This is a genomic window from Nocardiopsis sp. KDC1DS13DA1 (assembly GCF_055632325.1).
The window spans coordinates 154,159-169,409 of sequence record NZ_JBVMUY010000035.1; the positions used below are offsets into that span (position 1 = coordinate 154,159).

Annotated in this window: 13 protein-coding genes; 7 read left to right on the forward strand and 6 right to left on the reverse strand. The window is 72.3% G+C overall.

The annotated features are described in order from the left end of the window. Nucleotides 1-24: 24 nt before the first annotated feature. From ACTVAJ_RS23530 to ACTVAJ_RS23540, 3 genes are read right to left on the reverse strand one after another with little or no spacing between them, the layout of a single operon-like run. Nucleotides 25-2,400 carry a hypothetical protein gene (locus ACTVAJ_RS23530; RefSeq protein ID WP_470390411.1) on the reverse strand — a complete coding sequence of 792 codons (2,376 nt, stop codon included), beginning with the start codon at nt 2,398-2,400 and terminating at the stop codon, nt 25-27. A gap of 38 nt (nt 2,401-2,438) precedes the next feature. Continuing rightward, complete coding sequence (locus tag ACTVAJ_RS23535; protein ID WP_470390412.1) at nt 2,439-3,398, reverse strand: neutral zinc metallopeptidase; 960 nt, start codon at nt 3,396-3,398, stop codon at nt 2,439-2,441. Beyond that, nucleotides 3,395-4,279: a neutral zinc metallopeptidase gene (locus tag ACTVAJ_RS23540; protein ID WP_470390533.1), complete on the reverse strand. Its 885-nt coding sequence runs from the start codon at nt 4,277-4,279 to the stop codon at nt 3,395-3,397. The genes ACTVAJ_RS23535 and ACTVAJ_RS23540 overlap by 4 nt, the downstream gene beginning before the upstream one ends. Nucleotides 4,280-4,435: 156 nt before the next feature. Between ACTVAJ_RS23540 and ACTVAJ_RS23545 the strand changes: the two genes are divergently transcribed. From ACTVAJ_RS23545 to ACTVAJ_RS23555, 3 genes are all read left to right on the forward strand, one after another. Beyond that, complete coding sequence (locus ACTVAJ_RS23545; RefSeq protein ID WP_470390413.1) at nt 4,436-6,298, forward strand: DUF2207 domain-containing protein; 1,863 nt, start codon at nt 4,436-4,438, stop codon at nt 6,296-6,298. 108 nt (nt 6,299-6,406) lie between these two features. After that, nucleotides 6,407-6,832, forward strand: coding sequence for a D-aminoacyl-tRNA deacylase (gene dtd, locus ACTVAJ_RS23550; RefSeq protein WP_470390414.1), 426 nt, complete (start codon nt 6,407-6,409; stop codon nt 6,830-6,832). A gap of 466 nt (nt 6,833-7,298) precedes the next feature. Continuing rightward, nucleotides 7,299-7,922: a VanZ family protein gene (locus tag ACTVAJ_RS23555; RefSeq protein WP_470390415.1), complete on the forward strand. Its 624-nt coding sequence runs from the start codon at nt 7,299-7,301 to the stop codon at nt 7,920-7,922. Between the two features lie 197 nt (nt 7,923-8,119). Here the strand turns inward: ACTVAJ_RS23555 and ACTVAJ_RS23560 are convergent, their stop codons facing one another. Both ACTVAJ_RS23560 and ACTVAJ_RS23565 read right to left on the reverse strand, forming a co-directional pair. Continuing rightward, on the reverse strand, nt 8,120-8,824 hold the full coding sequence (locus ACTVAJ_RS23560) for a response regulator (protein ID WP_470390416.1): 705 nt from the start codon (nt 8,822-8,824) through the stop codon (nt 8,120-8,122). After that, nucleotides 8,821-9,990: a sensor histidine kinase gene (locus tag ACTVAJ_RS23565; protein ID WP_470390534.1), complete on the reverse strand. Its 1,170-nt coding sequence runs from the start codon at nt 9,988-9,990 to the stop codon at nt 8,821-8,823. Before ACTVAJ_RS23565 ends, ACTVAJ_RS23560 begins: the two co-directional genes overlap by 4 nt. Before the next feature lie 148 nt (nt 9,991-10,138). Here ACTVAJ_RS23565 and phoU point away from each other — a divergent pair, with 148 nt between their 5' ends. The 4 genes from phoU (at nt 10,139) to ACTVAJ_RS23585 (ending at nt 13,316) form a co-directional block, all read left to right on the forward strand. Next, nucleotides 10,139-10,801, forward strand: a complete 663-nt coding sequence (gene phoU, locus ACTVAJ_RS23570; RefSeq protein WP_470390417.1) for a phosphate signaling complex protein PhoU — start codon at nt 10,139-10,141, stop codon at nt 10,799-10,801. A gap of 313 nt (nt 10,802-11,114) precedes the next feature. Further along, nucleotides 11,115-11,597, forward strand: a complete 483-nt coding sequence (locus ACTVAJ_RS23575; protein ID WP_026122741.1) for a CarD family transcriptional regulator — start codon at nt 11,115-11,117, stop codon at nt 11,595-11,597. 34 nt (nt 11,598-11,631) lie between these two features. Then, on the forward strand, nt 11,632-12,102 hold the full coding sequence (ispF, locus tag ACTVAJ_RS23580; protein WP_470390535.1) for a 2-C-methyl-D-erythritol 2,4-cyclodiphosphate synthase: 471 nt from the start codon (nt 11,632-11,634) through the stop codon (nt 12,100-12,102). A 191-nt stretch (nt 12,103-12,293) separates the two neighbouring features. Further along, nucleotides 12,294-13,316, forward strand: a complete 1,023-nt coding sequence (locus tag ACTVAJ_RS23585; RefSeq protein ID WP_470390418.1) for an endonuclease/exonuclease/phosphatase family protein — start codon at nt 12,294-12,296, stop codon at nt 13,314-13,316. Nucleotides 13,317-13,331: 15 nt separating this feature from the next. Here ACTVAJ_RS23585 and ACTVAJ_RS23590 read toward each other — a convergent pair whose 3' ends face one another. Beyond that, a complete protein-coding gene (locus ACTVAJ_RS23590; protein WP_470390419.1) occupies nt 13,332-15,059 on the reverse strand; it encodes a DUF2637 domain-containing protein in 1,728 nt (575 codons plus the stop codon). Nucleotides 15,060-15,251: the final 192 nt, after the last annotated feature.

Sequence of the window (15,251 nt, forward strand, 5' to 3'; positions counted from 1 at the left end):
GCGCCGGCCACGGAGACGGCGGACTCACGGGTGGCGGTCGCCCGTGTCGTTGAGGACCTTCCACACCGACTCCGCGTAGGCCGGGTCGTCCGTGTACCGGCTGTGCCCCAGGATCTCCGGCCGCAGGGCCTCACCCGGTGCCGGATCGTAGCCCCGCGGGTCCGGCAGCGGCTCGGCCGGGGCGATCACCCCGGGAACGTCCGGCCCGTCGGCGGACCCCTCCATCGTGCGCACGGGATCGGCGATGGCGTCGGTGACCCGCCACAGGTTCCGCCAGCCCGACACCCGGCGGCGCAGGTCGGCGAAGGCGTACGGGCCGAAGTAGGCGGGGAAGTAGCGCGCGTAGAGCCGGTCCAGCGGCGACCCGTGCGTGATCAGCGCGACCCGTCCCACGCAGTCCTCCGGCAGCTGCCAGACCGTGGCCGCGGCCAGCACCGACCCCTGCGAGTGTCCCGACAGCACCACGTCGGTGCCGTCCCGCACCATCCGCGCCACCCGGGCGGTCAGCTGCGGTACCGCGCGCTCCGCGTAGGAGGGCGGGGCCAGGGGGTGCGCCGCACGGGGCCAGAACGTGCCCACGTCCCACAGCACGCCCACCGCCTGGCGGGTCGGCCGGTTCCGGTACGCGCTGCGGCCGACCCAGGCCACCCCCAGCAGTGCCGCTCCGCCCAGGACGGACCCCATGCTGACCAGCGCCGCCACGGTCTCCCGCGCCAGCCCCTCGATCCCGCCGGACACGGCGGTGTCGGCCGACCGCGGGCCCGCCACGACGTCGCCGGAGAAGGCCGAGTACAGCACCAGGACCACCAACGGCACCACGGGTGCCAGAAGGGTCGCCAGAACGGCGGGAAGGGCCTCGGTCATCCGGCCGAGCGCCCTCGCGCGGGCGATCTCCCACGTGCGCCGGTCGCGCACGCTGCGGGCGTACTGCTCGGTGACCTCCGGGAGGTGGGCGCGGGTGGCGCGGCGCACCTCCAGGGCGACGACGGCGGCGACGACCAGCGCGATGACCGCCTCCAGGGTGAACGCGAGCTGGAGCCACGAGTAGGCCGTCGGCGGGTCCAGCTCCAGGCAGGCCGACCCGCCCGGGGCCAGCGGGTCGCATCCGCTGAGCCACAGCGACCCCTGGTAGACGAGGGCGGCGGAGAAGCCTCCGCCCAGGAGCGCGCCGAGGGCGGCGGTCGCCGGTCCCGCCATGCCCCGCATGGCGGTCCGGTCGTGCGCCCGGTCGCGCACGTACAGCACCGCCGACGCCACCAGGAGCACCAGTACCAGGAGCGCCTGGGCGGTGAACAGGGTGTTGAGCGTCGCACCGCCGCCCGGCAGGCGGCCCGAGGCCTCCCACCCCGGGCGCGGCCACACGGTGTACACCGCCGCGCCCGCGCCGAGGGCGACCGTCGCGTCCCGCAGCATCCGGCAGACGCGGTCGACGCGCGCGTTCCACTTCGTGTCGCCCTCCGGCACCGCCACACTCGCCGTGCTCGCGGTCATCACCGCTCCCAGCATCACCACCAGTACCGACCCGACCGTCCACGCCGCCGGGCCGGGGCCCGCCGCACGCGCGACCAGGTCGTACCGCAGTGCCGGGAGCAGCAGCAGGAGGGCCACGGCGCCCAGGGCCATCGCGATGTGCGCGGACCGCAGCCGCGCCAGAACCTCCCCGTTGTGCCAGAAGTCGGACCGGCTGAGCGGCGCGGCGTCGCCGGTCACCGGCGGGATCGGCCCGCGGACCACCTCGTACTCGCTCTCCGTGCGCCGGGACAGGATCCACAGCACCACGACCACGGCCACCGGCAGCAGGGCGCCCACCAGCAGGGCGCTGCCCGGGGCCGACAGCGGGGAGGCGGGGGAGGCCAGGAAGGTCAACCACGGGCGCGCGCGGACGCAGGTCTGGGCCTGGGCCGTGCACTGCCACGCGACGAGGTCCATCCCGATGCCCGCGGCGGCCAGGGTGATGAGCACGGTCAGGGACAGCGCCAGCAGGCGCACGGAGCCGTCGTAGACGCGGTCGGCCGTCCGGGGCGCGCCGCCCGGGGTCCGGTCCACGCGCCTCGGCCTCGTCCAGTACGCCAGGTTGAGCAGCATGAAGGGGAGCAGCAGCAGCCACAGGGCCCGTGAGGAGCTGCCCGAGGTCAGGTTCCCCCACGCGAAGATCTCCCGGCGCACGCCCGGAACGGTCTCGGTGTCGCGCGGGCCGCGCCAGCGGAAGAACCCCGCGAGGCCGTCGCCCGCCACCCGCATGGCCGGCTCGACGTCGAGGAGCTCCTCGGCCTGTCCTCCGGCCACCCCGTGCACCCGCAGTTCCACGCGGTCGCGTTCCGCCGGCGCCGGCGCCGGCGGCGGCGGCGTGGTCGGGTCGGTGGCGGGGTGGGGGCCGGGGGGTACGGCTGCGTCCGACATATCAGCATCCTGCCACGCTACGTGTTCGCGTGACAGCGTTACTGGACGAGTGACTCGTCCGTCGTGCTCCACGTGTTGCACGCGCCCGGCGTCTGTTCCTCCCAGCCCCGTCGCGTCCACCACACGCCGTTGTCGGCCGAACCGTGGGTGCGTTCCTCCTCGTGGCCGCCCTCGCGGTCGGCGGTGGCCGCCGCGTCGTCCAGGAGCGCGCGCAGATCGTCGTCGCCCAGCGGGTAGCCCACCCGGACCGAGCCGAGGAAGGCGCCGGCCAGGCAGTTGGCCTGGAGTTCGCTCCGCCGCGTCCAGGAGTTCCGTTCCAGGACGTCGTCCTCCTGGCGGCGCTGCGCGTGGTAGTACTCCAGCAGTCCGGACTCGCCCTGGACATGGTGCGCGTACTCGTGCGCGAGCAGGGAGGCGTACACGACGCTCTCCGTCGTCCCGTTCCACTTCTCGACCACGTCCGCCGTGCCGATGTAGATGCTCCGGCCGGCCCGGCAGTAGAAGGCGCCCGCCGCGGACGGGTAGGCGCGGCACGGGCTCACCCCGGGCTCCTCCCAGAACACGCGCATCGGGGGTTCGAAGGGGATCCCCGCCCGTGCGAACTGGGTGCCCCACGCGTCGTCCAGGCAGTCCGCGATCCGGTGGAGGAAGGCCTCCATCGACTCCGGCCGGTCCACGTCCGGCTCGGGCACCGGGCACGGCAGCGGGCTGAGCCGACCGCTGCCGTAGAGGGGGTTGGCGACCAGGGCGGTACGGCCGGACGGCCGCCGCCGCTGGTCCGCGTTCCGGGAGACCGTGTCCGCGGTGGCCGAGACGTCGCCCCCGGCCGCGTCGGCGCCGCCGCCCTCCGCCGCCGGGGCGGACCCGGCCACGGACCCGTCCCCGGTGGTGGACCAGGACAGCACGGCCAGTGCCAGAAGCAGGGACAGCAGGGCGGCCACCGTGCCGAGCACACGGCGGTTGGCCTGGCGTTCGGCCGGTCCCGGCGCCCCGCTCACCGCACCAGTTCCTCGTCGGCCTTCCACGTGTTGCACGAGGCCGGATCCTTCCGGTCCATGCCGTGTTCGGTCCACAGGCGCCCGTTGGACTCGTGCCCGTGCGTGTGCTCGGCGCCGCGGTCGCTGCGCCGTGCGACGTCGTCGAGGATGTTCCGCCGCTCGTCCTCCCCCAGCGCCAGGGAGGCCCCCGAGGCACCGAGGAACACCCCGCCCAGGCAGTTGGCCTGGAGTTCGTTGCGGCGGGTCAGCTCGTCCGCGGTCTCCTGGTCGGTCCCGGCGCGTTCGGCCCGGTACTCCGCGAGCATCCGGGACTGGCCCTGGACGTGGTGGCCGTACTCGTGGCTGAGCAGGAAGGTGTAGGCCTCCGGCCGGTCGGTGCCCGCCGAGGCCTCGACGATGTCCTCGACCCCCAGGTACAGGCCCTGGTTGGCCGGACAGTAGAAGGCCGCGGTGTCCCGCTTGGGGAAGGGGCCGCACGGGCTGTGCCCCTCCGCGTACCAGTAGACGCGGTTGGGGGAGGTGAACGCCAACCCGGCGTCCGCGAAGTAGCCGCCCCACGCCTCGTCCAGGCAGTCGGCGATCGCGTGGACGAACGCCTCCATGGACTCGGAGTCGTCCGGGTCCAGCTCGGGGGCGTGGCACGTCACCTCGCCCAGCTCGCCCACCTCGTAGAGCGGGTTGTCCCGGAGGAGGTCGGCGCCGGTGTCGACCAGCGGCGCCTCGGCCGTCGCGGGCCCGGGGACCCGGCCCTGCGCGTCGAACGGGTACGGGCCGGACCAGGAGGCCTCGGCGGAGGGGAGCATCTCCGAGATCGAGAGGAAACCGGTGAAGCCGACCGCGGCCAGTCCGACGCACAGTGTGAACGACACGCCCACACTCAGCCGCTGGAGGAACCCCGGACGTTCGGACCAGAAACCGGCACCGGCTGGTGGTGCGGGGCTCACCGCGGGACCACCCGTCGGCGGTGGGGGACGACACCCGCGGGGAGGGATGTCAGTGCACGGGGGGAACGGGGGGACCGGATAGGCTCTCGCGTCATGTGGTGGGTCGGCTCCAGGTGCCCGGCCGTCGCTTCCGCGGCGGCCGCTCTCGTGTTCTCCTCGCTGTTCACGGTGGTCACCGTCGTCGGGTCAGTGGGGACGGCCCATGCCGTGACGGCGGCGGCACCGGCACCAACAGTACAAGGGACCCCCGGCGCCGACCCAGACCGGAGTTCGGACACCGGGTCGGTCGCCGAGACGGTGATCACCAACGACATCCGCCTCGACCTGGACGAGGACGGGGTCCTGCACGGTGAGGAGACGCTCTCCTTCGAGGGAGGCGCGCCGGAGACGTTCACCCGTGCGCTCACCGAGACGATGCTCTACACCACCGACCACGACCGCGTCTACGCGGTGCACGGGGTCACGGCCGTCGACGGCTCGGGCGCGGAGCTGGCGGTCGAGACGGAGAAGGTCAACGGCACCCTCTACGCGCACATCAACACCGGGGGCGCCGAGACCGTGGTGCTCGGCTACCGGGTGACGGGGGCGGTCAGCCAGGTCGCCCAGGGCGTCCAGCTGGAATGGCGGGCGGTGGGCGCCTACAGCCACACCGTCCAGTCCACCGACGTGACCGTCACCGCGCCGATGCCCCCGGAGGGGCTGTCGTGCCTGGCGGGCGAACCGCGCAGCGCGCTGTACTGCACCGCGTCGGACATGGGGAGCGACCTGGCCTTCGCGCACTTCCTCCAGGCGGACATGCGTCCCAGCGACCGCCTCGACATCGCTGTCACCTACCCGCCCGGCACGGCGGAGGGGGAGCCGATCCTCGAACGCCGTTGGTCGCTGGCCTCGGCCTTCGAGGTCACACCGTGGACGGCCGGGGTCTTCGGCCTCCTGCTGCTGGTCCTGGTGGGCGGACTGGTGGTGCTGATCCGCGTGCGCGGCCGGGACGAGCGCGCGCTGCGCGAGGAGGCGGCCCGGGGCGACCAGGCCCCGGTGACCACCGGAGAGCACGGACGGGCGCGGTTCGAACCGCCGGACGGCGTCCACCCCGGCCAGATCGGGACCCTCTTCAACGAGACCGTCGACATCACCGACCTCACGGGCGCGGTCGTCGACCTGGCCGTCCGCGGCTACATCCGGCTGGAGGAGCTGCCGCACGAGCACTTCACGTCGGTGGACTGGCGGCTGGTGCGCCTGGACGGACCGCCCGGCGACAGCCTCCGGCCCTACGAGTGGCTCCTGCTGGACGCCCTGTTCGCCGAACGCCGGACCGTGCGGCTGTCCCAGGTGGGTACGGCGCGCGTGTGCTCCGACTTCCCGGCCCGTATGGACCGGGTCCGGGAGGAGCTGTACCGGGACATGGTGCGGCTCAGGTGGTTCGCCCGCTCGCCGAACCAGGTGCGCGGGCGCTGGAGCACCATGGGGATGGTGACCACCGCCCTCGGCGTGCTGCTGACCGTCCTGCTGGCCATGTTCACCACGGCCGCGTTCACGGGCCTGGCGGTGGTGATCGCCGGAGCCGCGGTCACGGTCGCCGCCCAGTACATGCCCGCCAAGACCCGCCTGGGCAGCTCGGTGCTCGCGCACACCATCGGCTTCCGGGACTACCTGCTCAGCCAGCGGTCGGCGACGGAGCGCCCCGGGGAGCGGGTGGAGATCTACTCGCGTTACCTGCCGTACGCGGTCATCTTCGACGACGTCGACCGCTGGGCCAACATCCTGGCCTCGGCCGCGCTGACCGACCTGACCGACGAGGAGCTCACCGGGGACGGTCTGGCCTGGTACACCGGGCCGCGCGAGTGGCGGATCGAGGACTTCTCCGACTCCATCAGGACGTTCGCCGTCACCCTCACCGGAATCATCACCAACGCCCGCCGCATGCGGCTGGTCAACCAGTTCCAGCGCAGGCGCTGAGGCCCCGGGGAACACGGCCGGTCCGGTTCCGCTCCGCGCCTGCCGTATCGTCGGGGCTGTCCGTCCGCGGGGGAGCGGCTCCGCGGCGAGGAGCCACGAGGAGGGAACATGCGCGCGGTCGTACAGCGCGTGTCGCACGCGTCGGTGACGGTGGACGGCGAGGTGGTCGGGCAGATCACGGCTCCCGGGCTGATGGCGCTGGTCGGAGTCACCCACACCGACACCGAGGCGGAGGCGCGCAAGCTCGCCAGGAAGCTGTGGACGCTGCGGATCCTGTCGGACGAACGCTCCTGCTCGGACGTCGGCGCCCCGCTCCTGGTGGTCAGCCAGTTCACGCTCTACGGTGACGCGCGCAAGGGCCGCCGACCCACCTGGCAGGCGGCCGCCCCCGGGCCGGTCGCCGAGCCGCTGGTCGACGCGGTGGTCAAGGAGCTGCGCGACCTGGGTGCGGAGGTGGCCACCGGCCGGTTCGGTGCCATGATGTCGGTGGCGCTGACCAACGAGGGACCCTTCACCGTCATCGTCGAGGTCTGACCGTTCGTCCCGAAGGATTCTCCCCCGGGTTTTTCGCGCAGGTCACGTGTGTTTTTCGGAAAAGCGAGAAAAGTACTTCCCTGCGCCGTTGACGATCGCTGAGGGTGTCCGTACAGTTGCGGTGTGAATCATCCCTCGATTGTGGGAGTCGTCATTTGTTATCCGGTTGCCGGTTTTCCGTTCGGACAGCTCTCTGGTTGACGATTTCCGCTGTGGTCGGGGCGGTTTTTCCGATCGGCTCGTCGGCGCCTGAGGCGCAGGTGTACGCAGTGCGTACGGCCGTTCGCGTCTGGCTGGAGAGTCGGTCGTGGCCTCCTTCTCCTTTTCCGTCGACAATACCCGGAGAACGCGCGTGAACAGCACGGTGAACAGTGCGTTGTCCGGCGTCGGATAAGACCGTTCCACACCTCCGGGCGCGGACTTCGGAGGAGTCGGTGGAAAAGGGCCGTCAGGCCATGGAAAGGTGATGGGAACAGTGCACGGCTGGTCTGTTTGGCATGCCGTCCTGCATATCGACGCGGGTGCCGCGCCGCTCCTTCTCGGGGCACTGGCCATACCCGCCCTACCGCTCGCCTGGCTCTGGCTGGTGCGCCCGCGGGCCGCCCGGGCCCTGGGTGTCCTCGGCATCGTCGCCTTGCTGTCCGCCCACCTCGTCTTCGTCGTGGGTCTGGGCGGGGAGTGGGCGGCGGTGGAGCACGTCCACAAGGCTCCGCTGCCCTCGAACGGGATCGCGGCGAACGTGGCGGTCGCCGACCCCGAGCCGGTGGAGCCGCCGCCCCCGTTCACCGACGGGCTCCTCGCCCAGGCCGTGCTCTTCGTCCCGCTCGGGCTGGCGGCCTTCCCGACCCTCACCTCCGTGTGGGGCCGCGTCGCCCTCGGGCCGCTCGTGTCCGCAACGGTGGAGGGCCTGCAGGTCGCGTTCGCGTCGGGCCAGGGCGCGAGCCTGACCGACCTGTGCGCCAACACCGTCGGCCACCTGGTGGGCCTGGTGATGATGGCCGCCGCCTCGGTGCTGCTCGGCTGCCGGGTGGACCACCCCGAACACGAGTCGGTCCCGGACCGCGGTGCGACCGCGGTCCGGGAGCGGTGACGGTGCTTGTTCTGGTCCTCCGCTGCGCTTGGGACCGGGTTCGGGCGCCTGGGAGGCGGTGTGCTTCCTTCTCGGCGTCGCCTGTCGCTCGTGCCTCGCTCGCGGCTCGCCTCGTCGTGCAGCACCCCGCCGGCGCCCGAACGGTGCTTGTTCTGGTCCTGCGCTGCGCTCCGGGCGGCGGTTCCGGGAGAGGGGACCTACTCGACGCTCGCGGTCACCGGCTCGAACTTGTAGCCGAGACCGCGCACGGTCACGATGTACTGGGGGCTGCTCGGGTCCTCCTCGATCTTGGCGCGCAGCCGCTTGACGTGCACGTCGAGGGTCTTGGTGTCGCCGACGTAGTCCGCGCCCCAGACACGGTCGATGAGCTGCATCCGGGTGAGGACCCGGCCCGCGTTGCGCAGGAGCACCTCCAGCAGCTCGAACTCCTTGAGCGGCAGCTGCACGTTCGTCCCGCGGACGGTCACCACGTGGCGCTCGACGTCCATCCGGACGGGTCCGGCCTGCAACGCCGCGGGCAGCGGCTCGCCGCCGTCGCTCGTCTCGTGGCGCCGTATGACGGCCCTGATCCGCGCGACCAGTTCGCGGGACGAGAAGGGCTTGGTCACGTAGTCGTCGGCGCCGAGCTCCAGACCGACGACCTTGTCGATCTCGGAGTCCTTGGCGGTCAGCATGATCACGGGGACGCTCGACTTCTGCCGGAGGGTCCGGCAGACCTCGGTCCCGGACAGGCCGGGCAGCATCAGGTCGAGCAGCACCAGATCGGCTCCGGTGCGGTCGAAGGTCTCCAGAGCGATGGTGCCCGTGGGGGCAACCGCGACCTCGAAACCCTCCTTGCGCAGCATGTACGAGAGGGCGTCGCTGTAGGATTCCTCGTCCTCGACAACGAGTACGCGCGTCACTGGGCCGCCTCCTGACGGTCGGTGTTACCGGTGGTTTCGGTCCCCCGGCTCTCGGGCCTGGGCAGACGCAGAGTGAACGTCGACCCGGACCCCTCCTTGCTCCACACGGTCACTTCTCCACGGTGGTGGGTCATGATGTGCTTGACGATGGCCAGGCCCAGACCGGTACCTCCGGTGGCCCGGCTCCGAGCGGCGTCCACACGGTAGAACCGCTCGAAGATCCTCTCCAGGTCCTGCTGGGGGATGCCGATCCCCTGGTCGGCGACGCTGATGTCCACGCTCGACCTGGACACCCCCACCGTGACCGCCACCCGCGTGTTCTTCGGGCTGTAGGAGACGGCGTTGGCGATCAGGTTGCGCAGCGCGGTGCCCAGCAGCCCCGCGTCGCCCAGGACGGTGACGCCCTCGGCGCCGCTGCCGACCAGCTCGATCCCCTTGGCGTCGGCGGGCATGCGCACCGCGTCGAGCGCCTCGTCCACGACGTCGCCCAGGTCCACCCGTGTGGGCTCGGCCATGGGTTCGGCGCCCTGGATGCGGGAGAGCGTGATCAGGTCCTGGATGACCGCCGTCAGCCGGGCGGCCTCCTGCTGCATGCGCTCGGTGAAGCGGCGGACGGCCTCGGGGTCGTCACTCGCGTCCTGTACGGTTTCCGCCAGCAGTGACAGGGCGCCCACCGGGGTCTTCAGCTCGTGCGAGATGTTGGCGACGAAGTCCCGGCGCACCGCCTCGACGCGGCGGTGCTCGGTCTGGTCCTCCGCCAGCACCAGGACCAGGCCGGTACCCCCGAGGGGAGCCACCCGCACGGCGAAGGAGGTGGCGTCGGGGCCGAACTTGCGGACGGCCACCTCGATGTCGGTCTCGCGGATGACCCCGTCCCTGCGCACCTGTCGGGCGAGGGTCAGGAGTTCGCCTATCACCAGCTCCTCGCCCCGGACGATGCCGAAGGCCCGCGCGGCGGACGAGGCCCGCAGGACCCGGTCGGCGGGGTCCAGGATGACCGCGGACGAGGGGAGCGCCGCCAGGACCTCGGCGATGCCGGGCGGGAGGACGCCTCCGTCGCGGCGCTCGGGCGAGGGCGCCCGTCGCTCGGATGAGCTGGTACGGAGGTAGAGACCGGCGACGACGCCGATCACGACGCCCGTCACGAGTCCGACGATGCCGGTCACGGCGGCGAGAAGTTCCCCTTGCACGATTCGATCGTAAACGGGCGGACCGGATCTTTACCCGGTCAGGGTGGGTGACACAACCGAGCTTCTCGTACCGTTCACCGAAACTTGGCCGATTCTTCAACAAACCACTGGGAGCATTGACGACATGCGGGATACCTACCATGAGGACCTCGACAGCCTGGGCGAACGCCTCGTCGAGATGACGCGGTTGGCCAGGCACGCGGTCGCTCGCGCCACGACGGCCCTTCTGGACAGCGACCTGGCCGCCGCGCAGGAGGTGATCTCCGGTGACGAGGAGATCAACCGGCTGGACCAGGAGATCGAGGACACCGCCTTCAGCCTGATGGCGCGGCAGCAGCCGGTCGCCTCGGACCTGCGGACGATCATCACCTCGCTGTACATGCGGGGGGATCTGGAACGCATGGGTGACCACGCCGTTCACCTGGCCAAGATCGCGCGGAGGAGGCACCCGGACTCGGCCATCCCCAAGCCGGTCAGGTCGATCGTGCTGGAGATGGGCCACCAGGCCGAGCTGCTCGTCACCAAGGCGGGCGAGGTCATCAGCGAACGCGACCCGGACACCGCGCTGGAGCTGGACAAGGACGACGACCGGATGGACCGTCTGCGCCGCAAGCTGCTCCAGCGCATCCTCGCGCCGGGGTGGGAGTACGGCGTGGAGGCCACCATGGACGTCACCCTGGTGGGCCGGTTCTACGAACGTTTCGGTGACCACGCGGTACATGTCGCCGACAATCTCGTCTACATGGTGACCGGCGAGAAGCGGGAGGACTACGACCCCGAGTCGTGACCCCGGGTGACGGTGGCGCCCCGGGTACCGGCCGCCGCCGGGAACGTGACATCCGTCGCTCCGGTGCCGTCGAGGAGGCCCGGGGAGGGGCCGGCGGTCCCTCCCCGATCCCCCGTGCGCGGCCGACGCCTCACCTGGCCAGTAAGGGGTTCGGGCCCTTCGCCGAACGCCCTGACCAGGCCCTCGACAGGACTCGGGTACACTTTGTCAAGCCCTGAAAAGTGGGGCTTGACCTGCGTGTTCGCAAACCTAATAGGTACGTTAAGTCACAGATTCGTGGTATCCTTGTGGTAGCGGAAGGGGTACCTGTCACATGGCTTTCAAGGTCGGCGACACTGTTGTCTACCCCCATCATGGGGCTGCTCGTATTGAAGCGATCGAGACTCGCACCATTAAGGGCGAGGACAGAACCTACCTCGTTCTGAGGGTCGACAAGGGCGATCTGACGGTGCGTGTGCCGGCTGAGAACGCCGAGGACGTCGGCGTTCGTGACGTGGTGGGACAGGAGGGCCTGGACAAGGTCTTCGAGGTGCTGCGCGCGCCGCACACCGAGGAGCCCACCAACTGGTCCAGGCGTTACAAGGCGAACCTTGAGAAGCTGGCGTCCGGTGACGTCAACAAGGTCGCCGAGGTGGTCCGGGACCTGTGGCGTCGGGACAAGGAACGCGGGCTGTCCGCTGGTGAGAAGCGGATGCTCGCGAAGGCCCGCCAGATTCTCGTCAGCGAACTCGCGCTCGCCGAAAAGACCAACGAGGACAAGGCTGAAGCGCTCCTCGACGAGGTTCTGACGAACTGACACCGGTCGAAGAAGCACCTTATTCATGAAGAATATGCCTCGGGTGGGCGTCGGAACGGACGTCCACCCGTTTTCTCCTGGAAGAACACTTTTTCTCGCCGGCCTGGAATGGCCGGGAGAAGACGGGGTCAGCGGTCATTCGGACGGTGACGTCGCCGCCCACGCCGCGTGCGACGCCCTGCTGTCGGCCTGCGGACTGGGGGACCTGGGGTCCAACTTCGGCACCTCCGACCCCCGTTGGCGGGGCGCCTCCGGGGCGGCCCTGCTGACCGAGACCGTAGCGCGGGTGCACGCGGCCGGGTTCGGGATCGGCAACGTGTCCGTCCAGATCATCAGCAACCGTCCCAAGTTCGCGCCGCGGCGCGAGGAGGCGGAGAAGACCCTGTCCGAGGTCGTGGGGGCACCGGTGAGCATCTCGGCCACCACCACCGACGGGCTGGGCCTGACCGGGCGCGGCGAGGGTATCGCCGCCGTGGCCACGGCCCTCTGCGCTCCCCTGGACTGAACCACGCGCAGGACCCGCGGGCCCGCGTCCCCGATCCGGGACGCGGGCCTTCGCGGTGCGCGGGCGGACGGGAGCGACGGCGTCGAACACCCCGCCGCTCGGGTAGTCTCCGGCACGCCCGCCGCCACGGCGGCCCATCCCCCACACGCAGCGCCGCGCGGCCCGGGCCGCCGCATGACCAGGGGAGGGCCATGACGGACGTCGACGACCGGGTGCCACCCGAACCGTCACCGGAGCGGTCCGGCCGGGCGGCGGAGGCGTCCCGGAGGATCCGCCTCCCGCTCGGGAGCCACGAAACCTGGCGGCGCGGCAGGCTCCTCGCCGGGGTCACCGTGCTGCTCGCCCTCCTCCTGGCCGTCCCCGCCCTGGTGCCCAACGCCCTCGGCCGTGCGGGCAGCCTGTTCGAGACCGTCCTGCCGTGGTTCGGCCTGGCGGTCCCGGCCGCCGCCGCGGCGGCGGCCCTCCGGCGCTCGGCCGCGGCCGGGCTGGCCGCCCTGCTGCTCGCGGCCGTGTGGGCGGGGGCGTTCGGCGGCCTGTACCTGCCGTCGGGTCCCGGCGTCGAGCCGAACCTGACCGTCGTCACGCACAACGTCGGCGCGGCCAACGGCGACCCGGAGGCGACGGTCCGGCAGGTGCTCGGCGCCGACCCCGACCTGGTCGCCCTCCAGGAGGTCACCTGGGAGGCGGACGCGTCCTACGCCCGGGCCCTCGGATCCGAGTTCGGGTACTCCGACCGGTGGGGCACCGTCGGGCTGTGGAGCCGGTACCCGATCACGGACTCGCGGTCCCTCGACCTCGGTCTGGGATGGAACCGGGCCATGCGCGCCGAGGTGGACGGCCCCAACGGGGAAATCGCCGTGTACGTCGTGCACCTGGCGTCGGTCCGGCTGGGCGGCGCCGGGTTCGACACGGCGCTGCGGAACCGGGGGATCGCGGCACTCGCGGACGCGGTCGCGCGGGAGCCGCTGGAGCGGGTCGTGGTGATGGGCGACCTCAACGGCAGCACCGACGACCGCGCCATGGCGCCGCTCACCTCGCGGCTGACCGCCGTGCGGGGCGCCGGGGGAGACGGGTTGGGGCTGAGCTGGCCCGCCGGGTTCCCGCTGGTGCGGATCGACCACATCCTGGTCCGCGGAGCCGTCCCCACCGAGACGTGGTCGCTGCCCAGGACGGGCAGCGACCACCTGCCGGTCGCGGCGCGCCTGCGGTTCTGAGGCCCCGGACGGTGGTCAGTCCCCCGGGGGGAGCGGTTCGCTGCGCACACGTCCGGAGGGCGGCCCCGGGGTCAGGTCGGGTATCGGGGAGCGGCGCGGTTTGAGCACCATCGGCCGCTTCTCCAGCGGAGGCCGGCGCCCCGTGTCGGTCGCGGCCGGTTCGGCGGGCGGTGCCACGCGTTCGGGGGCGCTGCCGGAGTCCGGCGCGGGGTCCGGCGGGAACTCCCGGACGGCCTCCTGGGCGAACTCCGGATCGGGGTCCGCCGTGAACTCCGGGTCGGCGGCCGGGGCGGCGGAGCCCGGGGGCACGGAACCGATCCCGAAGGCCGCGCGGACCTCGGGTCCGGTGTCGTGGTCGAGCACGGGGGTGGGCTCCGGAGGCGCGTCCGCGTCCCCGTCCGGGGTCTCCCCGGCGGGCGGGCCGTCGTCCTCCGGTGGCGTCCACTCCGGCGGAACGTAGTCCGTGAGCGCGTCGTCGTCGGGTGCGTCGGCGGGCGGCTCCCACAGGGCGGTGTCCGGAATCCGCGGATCCCCGACACCGCGGGGCCCGTCCTCCGGTTCCGCGGAGACGGGTTCCACCTCCGCACGGACGGCCTCGGGCGCCACGGCCACGGCCACGGCCGCGGACTCCACGGCGACGGATTCCGGTTCCGGTGCCGTCGGACCCCCGTCCCGGGCGTCGACCGCGTGCCCGGCGTCCGCGCCGGGCCCGGGATCGGCGACCGCGGCCTCGGCCTCGTCACTGACGGGGTCCCCGGGAAGGGCGTCGTCCTCGAACCCGTCGTCCGGCCGGTCGGTGTCCGGCGCGTCGGGCCCACGGGGGCCGGCCGGGGGCGCGGCCCCCGGAACCACCGGGACCTCCACGCCCGCCCGTTTGATCGGGTTGGTCCCGGTCCGGGTGCGCCGGGGCAGCGGAGCGGTGGCGGGCCCGGGAAGGCCGGTACCGGTGGGGGACTCCTCCGGTTCCGGCTCGGGCGCGGGGACGGCGGGTGACACGGAGACGACCTCGGAGAACTCGGGGTCCTCCCGTTCCCCGGCTCCGTCCAGCTCCAGCGGGGGCGGGGTCCGGTCGTGCGCGGGCGCGCCCCCGGACGCGTCGTCACTCCCGTCGCGGTCGGGTGCGACGGGAGCGGGGCCGAAGTCGAGCAGCCGGGTCGTGAGGTGGTCGTCGTCCGGTCCGGTGTCGTCGAGTTCGGACGGTGACACCGCGCGGCCGTGCAGCACCGTGGCCCGGTCGGCCGAGGGCCGGGGACGAGGGGGCGCCGTGCGGCGGCGCCGACGGATGTGCGCGCGGACCGTCATCCACAGCAGGAACGCGATGAGCAGGGCGGCCAGCGGGGCGACCGCGACGATGACGTTGGCGACCCCCTGGTGCACGGTCCCGACCAGCCCGAGGTTGCTCAACACCATGGCGGTCGCTGCCACCAGGATGAGCACGGGGATGAGCACGAGGTCGACCCACGCGCGGTCGCGGGGGTGCGCCTCGCGCAGGACGTAGCTCACCCAGAACGCCATGAGCAGCAGCAGGGTGTAGGTCACCGGGAACACGTGGGCCAGGGGACTGCCCTCGTGCCCGCCGTACTCCGCGAAGCGGAAGACACCGTTGTAGGAGATGACGAGGGCGCAGACGGCGATGAGGCCGACGAACAGCGCGCCACCGACGAGAGCACCGGCTCCCGCGCCGCGGCTCGCGGGTCGAGCGTTCCGTGTCCCTGTCTCGGGGGCTTTGTCGTAAGGGGCCATCGCAACCGCAGCGTAGCCGAGGAAGCCGCGCGAACACGAGATTCCGGCCGATCACCGCCCTCCTCCGGCGGCGCGGCGGGGCGGACGCGCCGCCACGGTGCCCTGATGGCCGTGGGGGACGGGCTTCCGCGCCCGGAAATCTCACATCAGGGCGGCTGTAATACGGCTCATCACATATGTGCCATGAAGCAT

Bases quoted from the DNA above. Each gene is read 5' to 3' on its own strand.
- ACTVAJ_RS23590 (WP_470390419.1), bottom strand. From the start codon at position 15,059: ATGGCCCCTTACGACAAAGCCCCCGAGACAGGGACACGGAACGCTCGA.
- ACTVAJ_RS23575 (WP_026122741.1), top strand. From the start codon at position 11,115: ATGGCTTTCAAGGTCGGCGACACTGTTGTCTACCCCCATCATGGGGCT.
- phoU (WP_470390417.1), top strand. From the start codon at position 10,139: ATGCGGGATACCTACCATGAGGACCTCGACAGCCTGGGCGAACGCCTC.
- ispF (WP_470390535.1), top strand. From the start codon at position 11,632: ATGCCTCGGGTGGGCGTCGGAACGGACGTCCACCCGTTTTCTCCTGGA.
- dtd (WP_470390414.1), top strand. From the start codon at position 6,407: ATGCGCGCGGTCGTACAGCGCGTGTCGCACGCGTCGGTGACGGTGGAC.
- ACTVAJ_RS23530 (WP_470390411.1), bottom strand. From the start codon at position 2,400: ATGTCGGACGCAGCCGTACCCCCCGGCCCCCACCCCGCCACCGACCCG.
- ACTVAJ_RS23555 (WP_470390415.1), top strand. From the start codon at position 7,299: ATGGGAACAGTGCACGGCTGGTCTGTTTGGCATGCCGTCCTGCATATC.
- ACTVAJ_RS23585 (WP_470390418.1), top strand. From the start codon at position 12,294: ATGACGGACGTCGACGACCGGGTGCCACCCGAACCGTCACCGGAGCGG.
- ACTVAJ_RS23545 (WP_470390413.1), top strand. From the start codon at position 4,436: ATGTGGTGGGTCGGCTCCAGGTGCCCGGCCGTCGCTTCCGCGGCGGCC.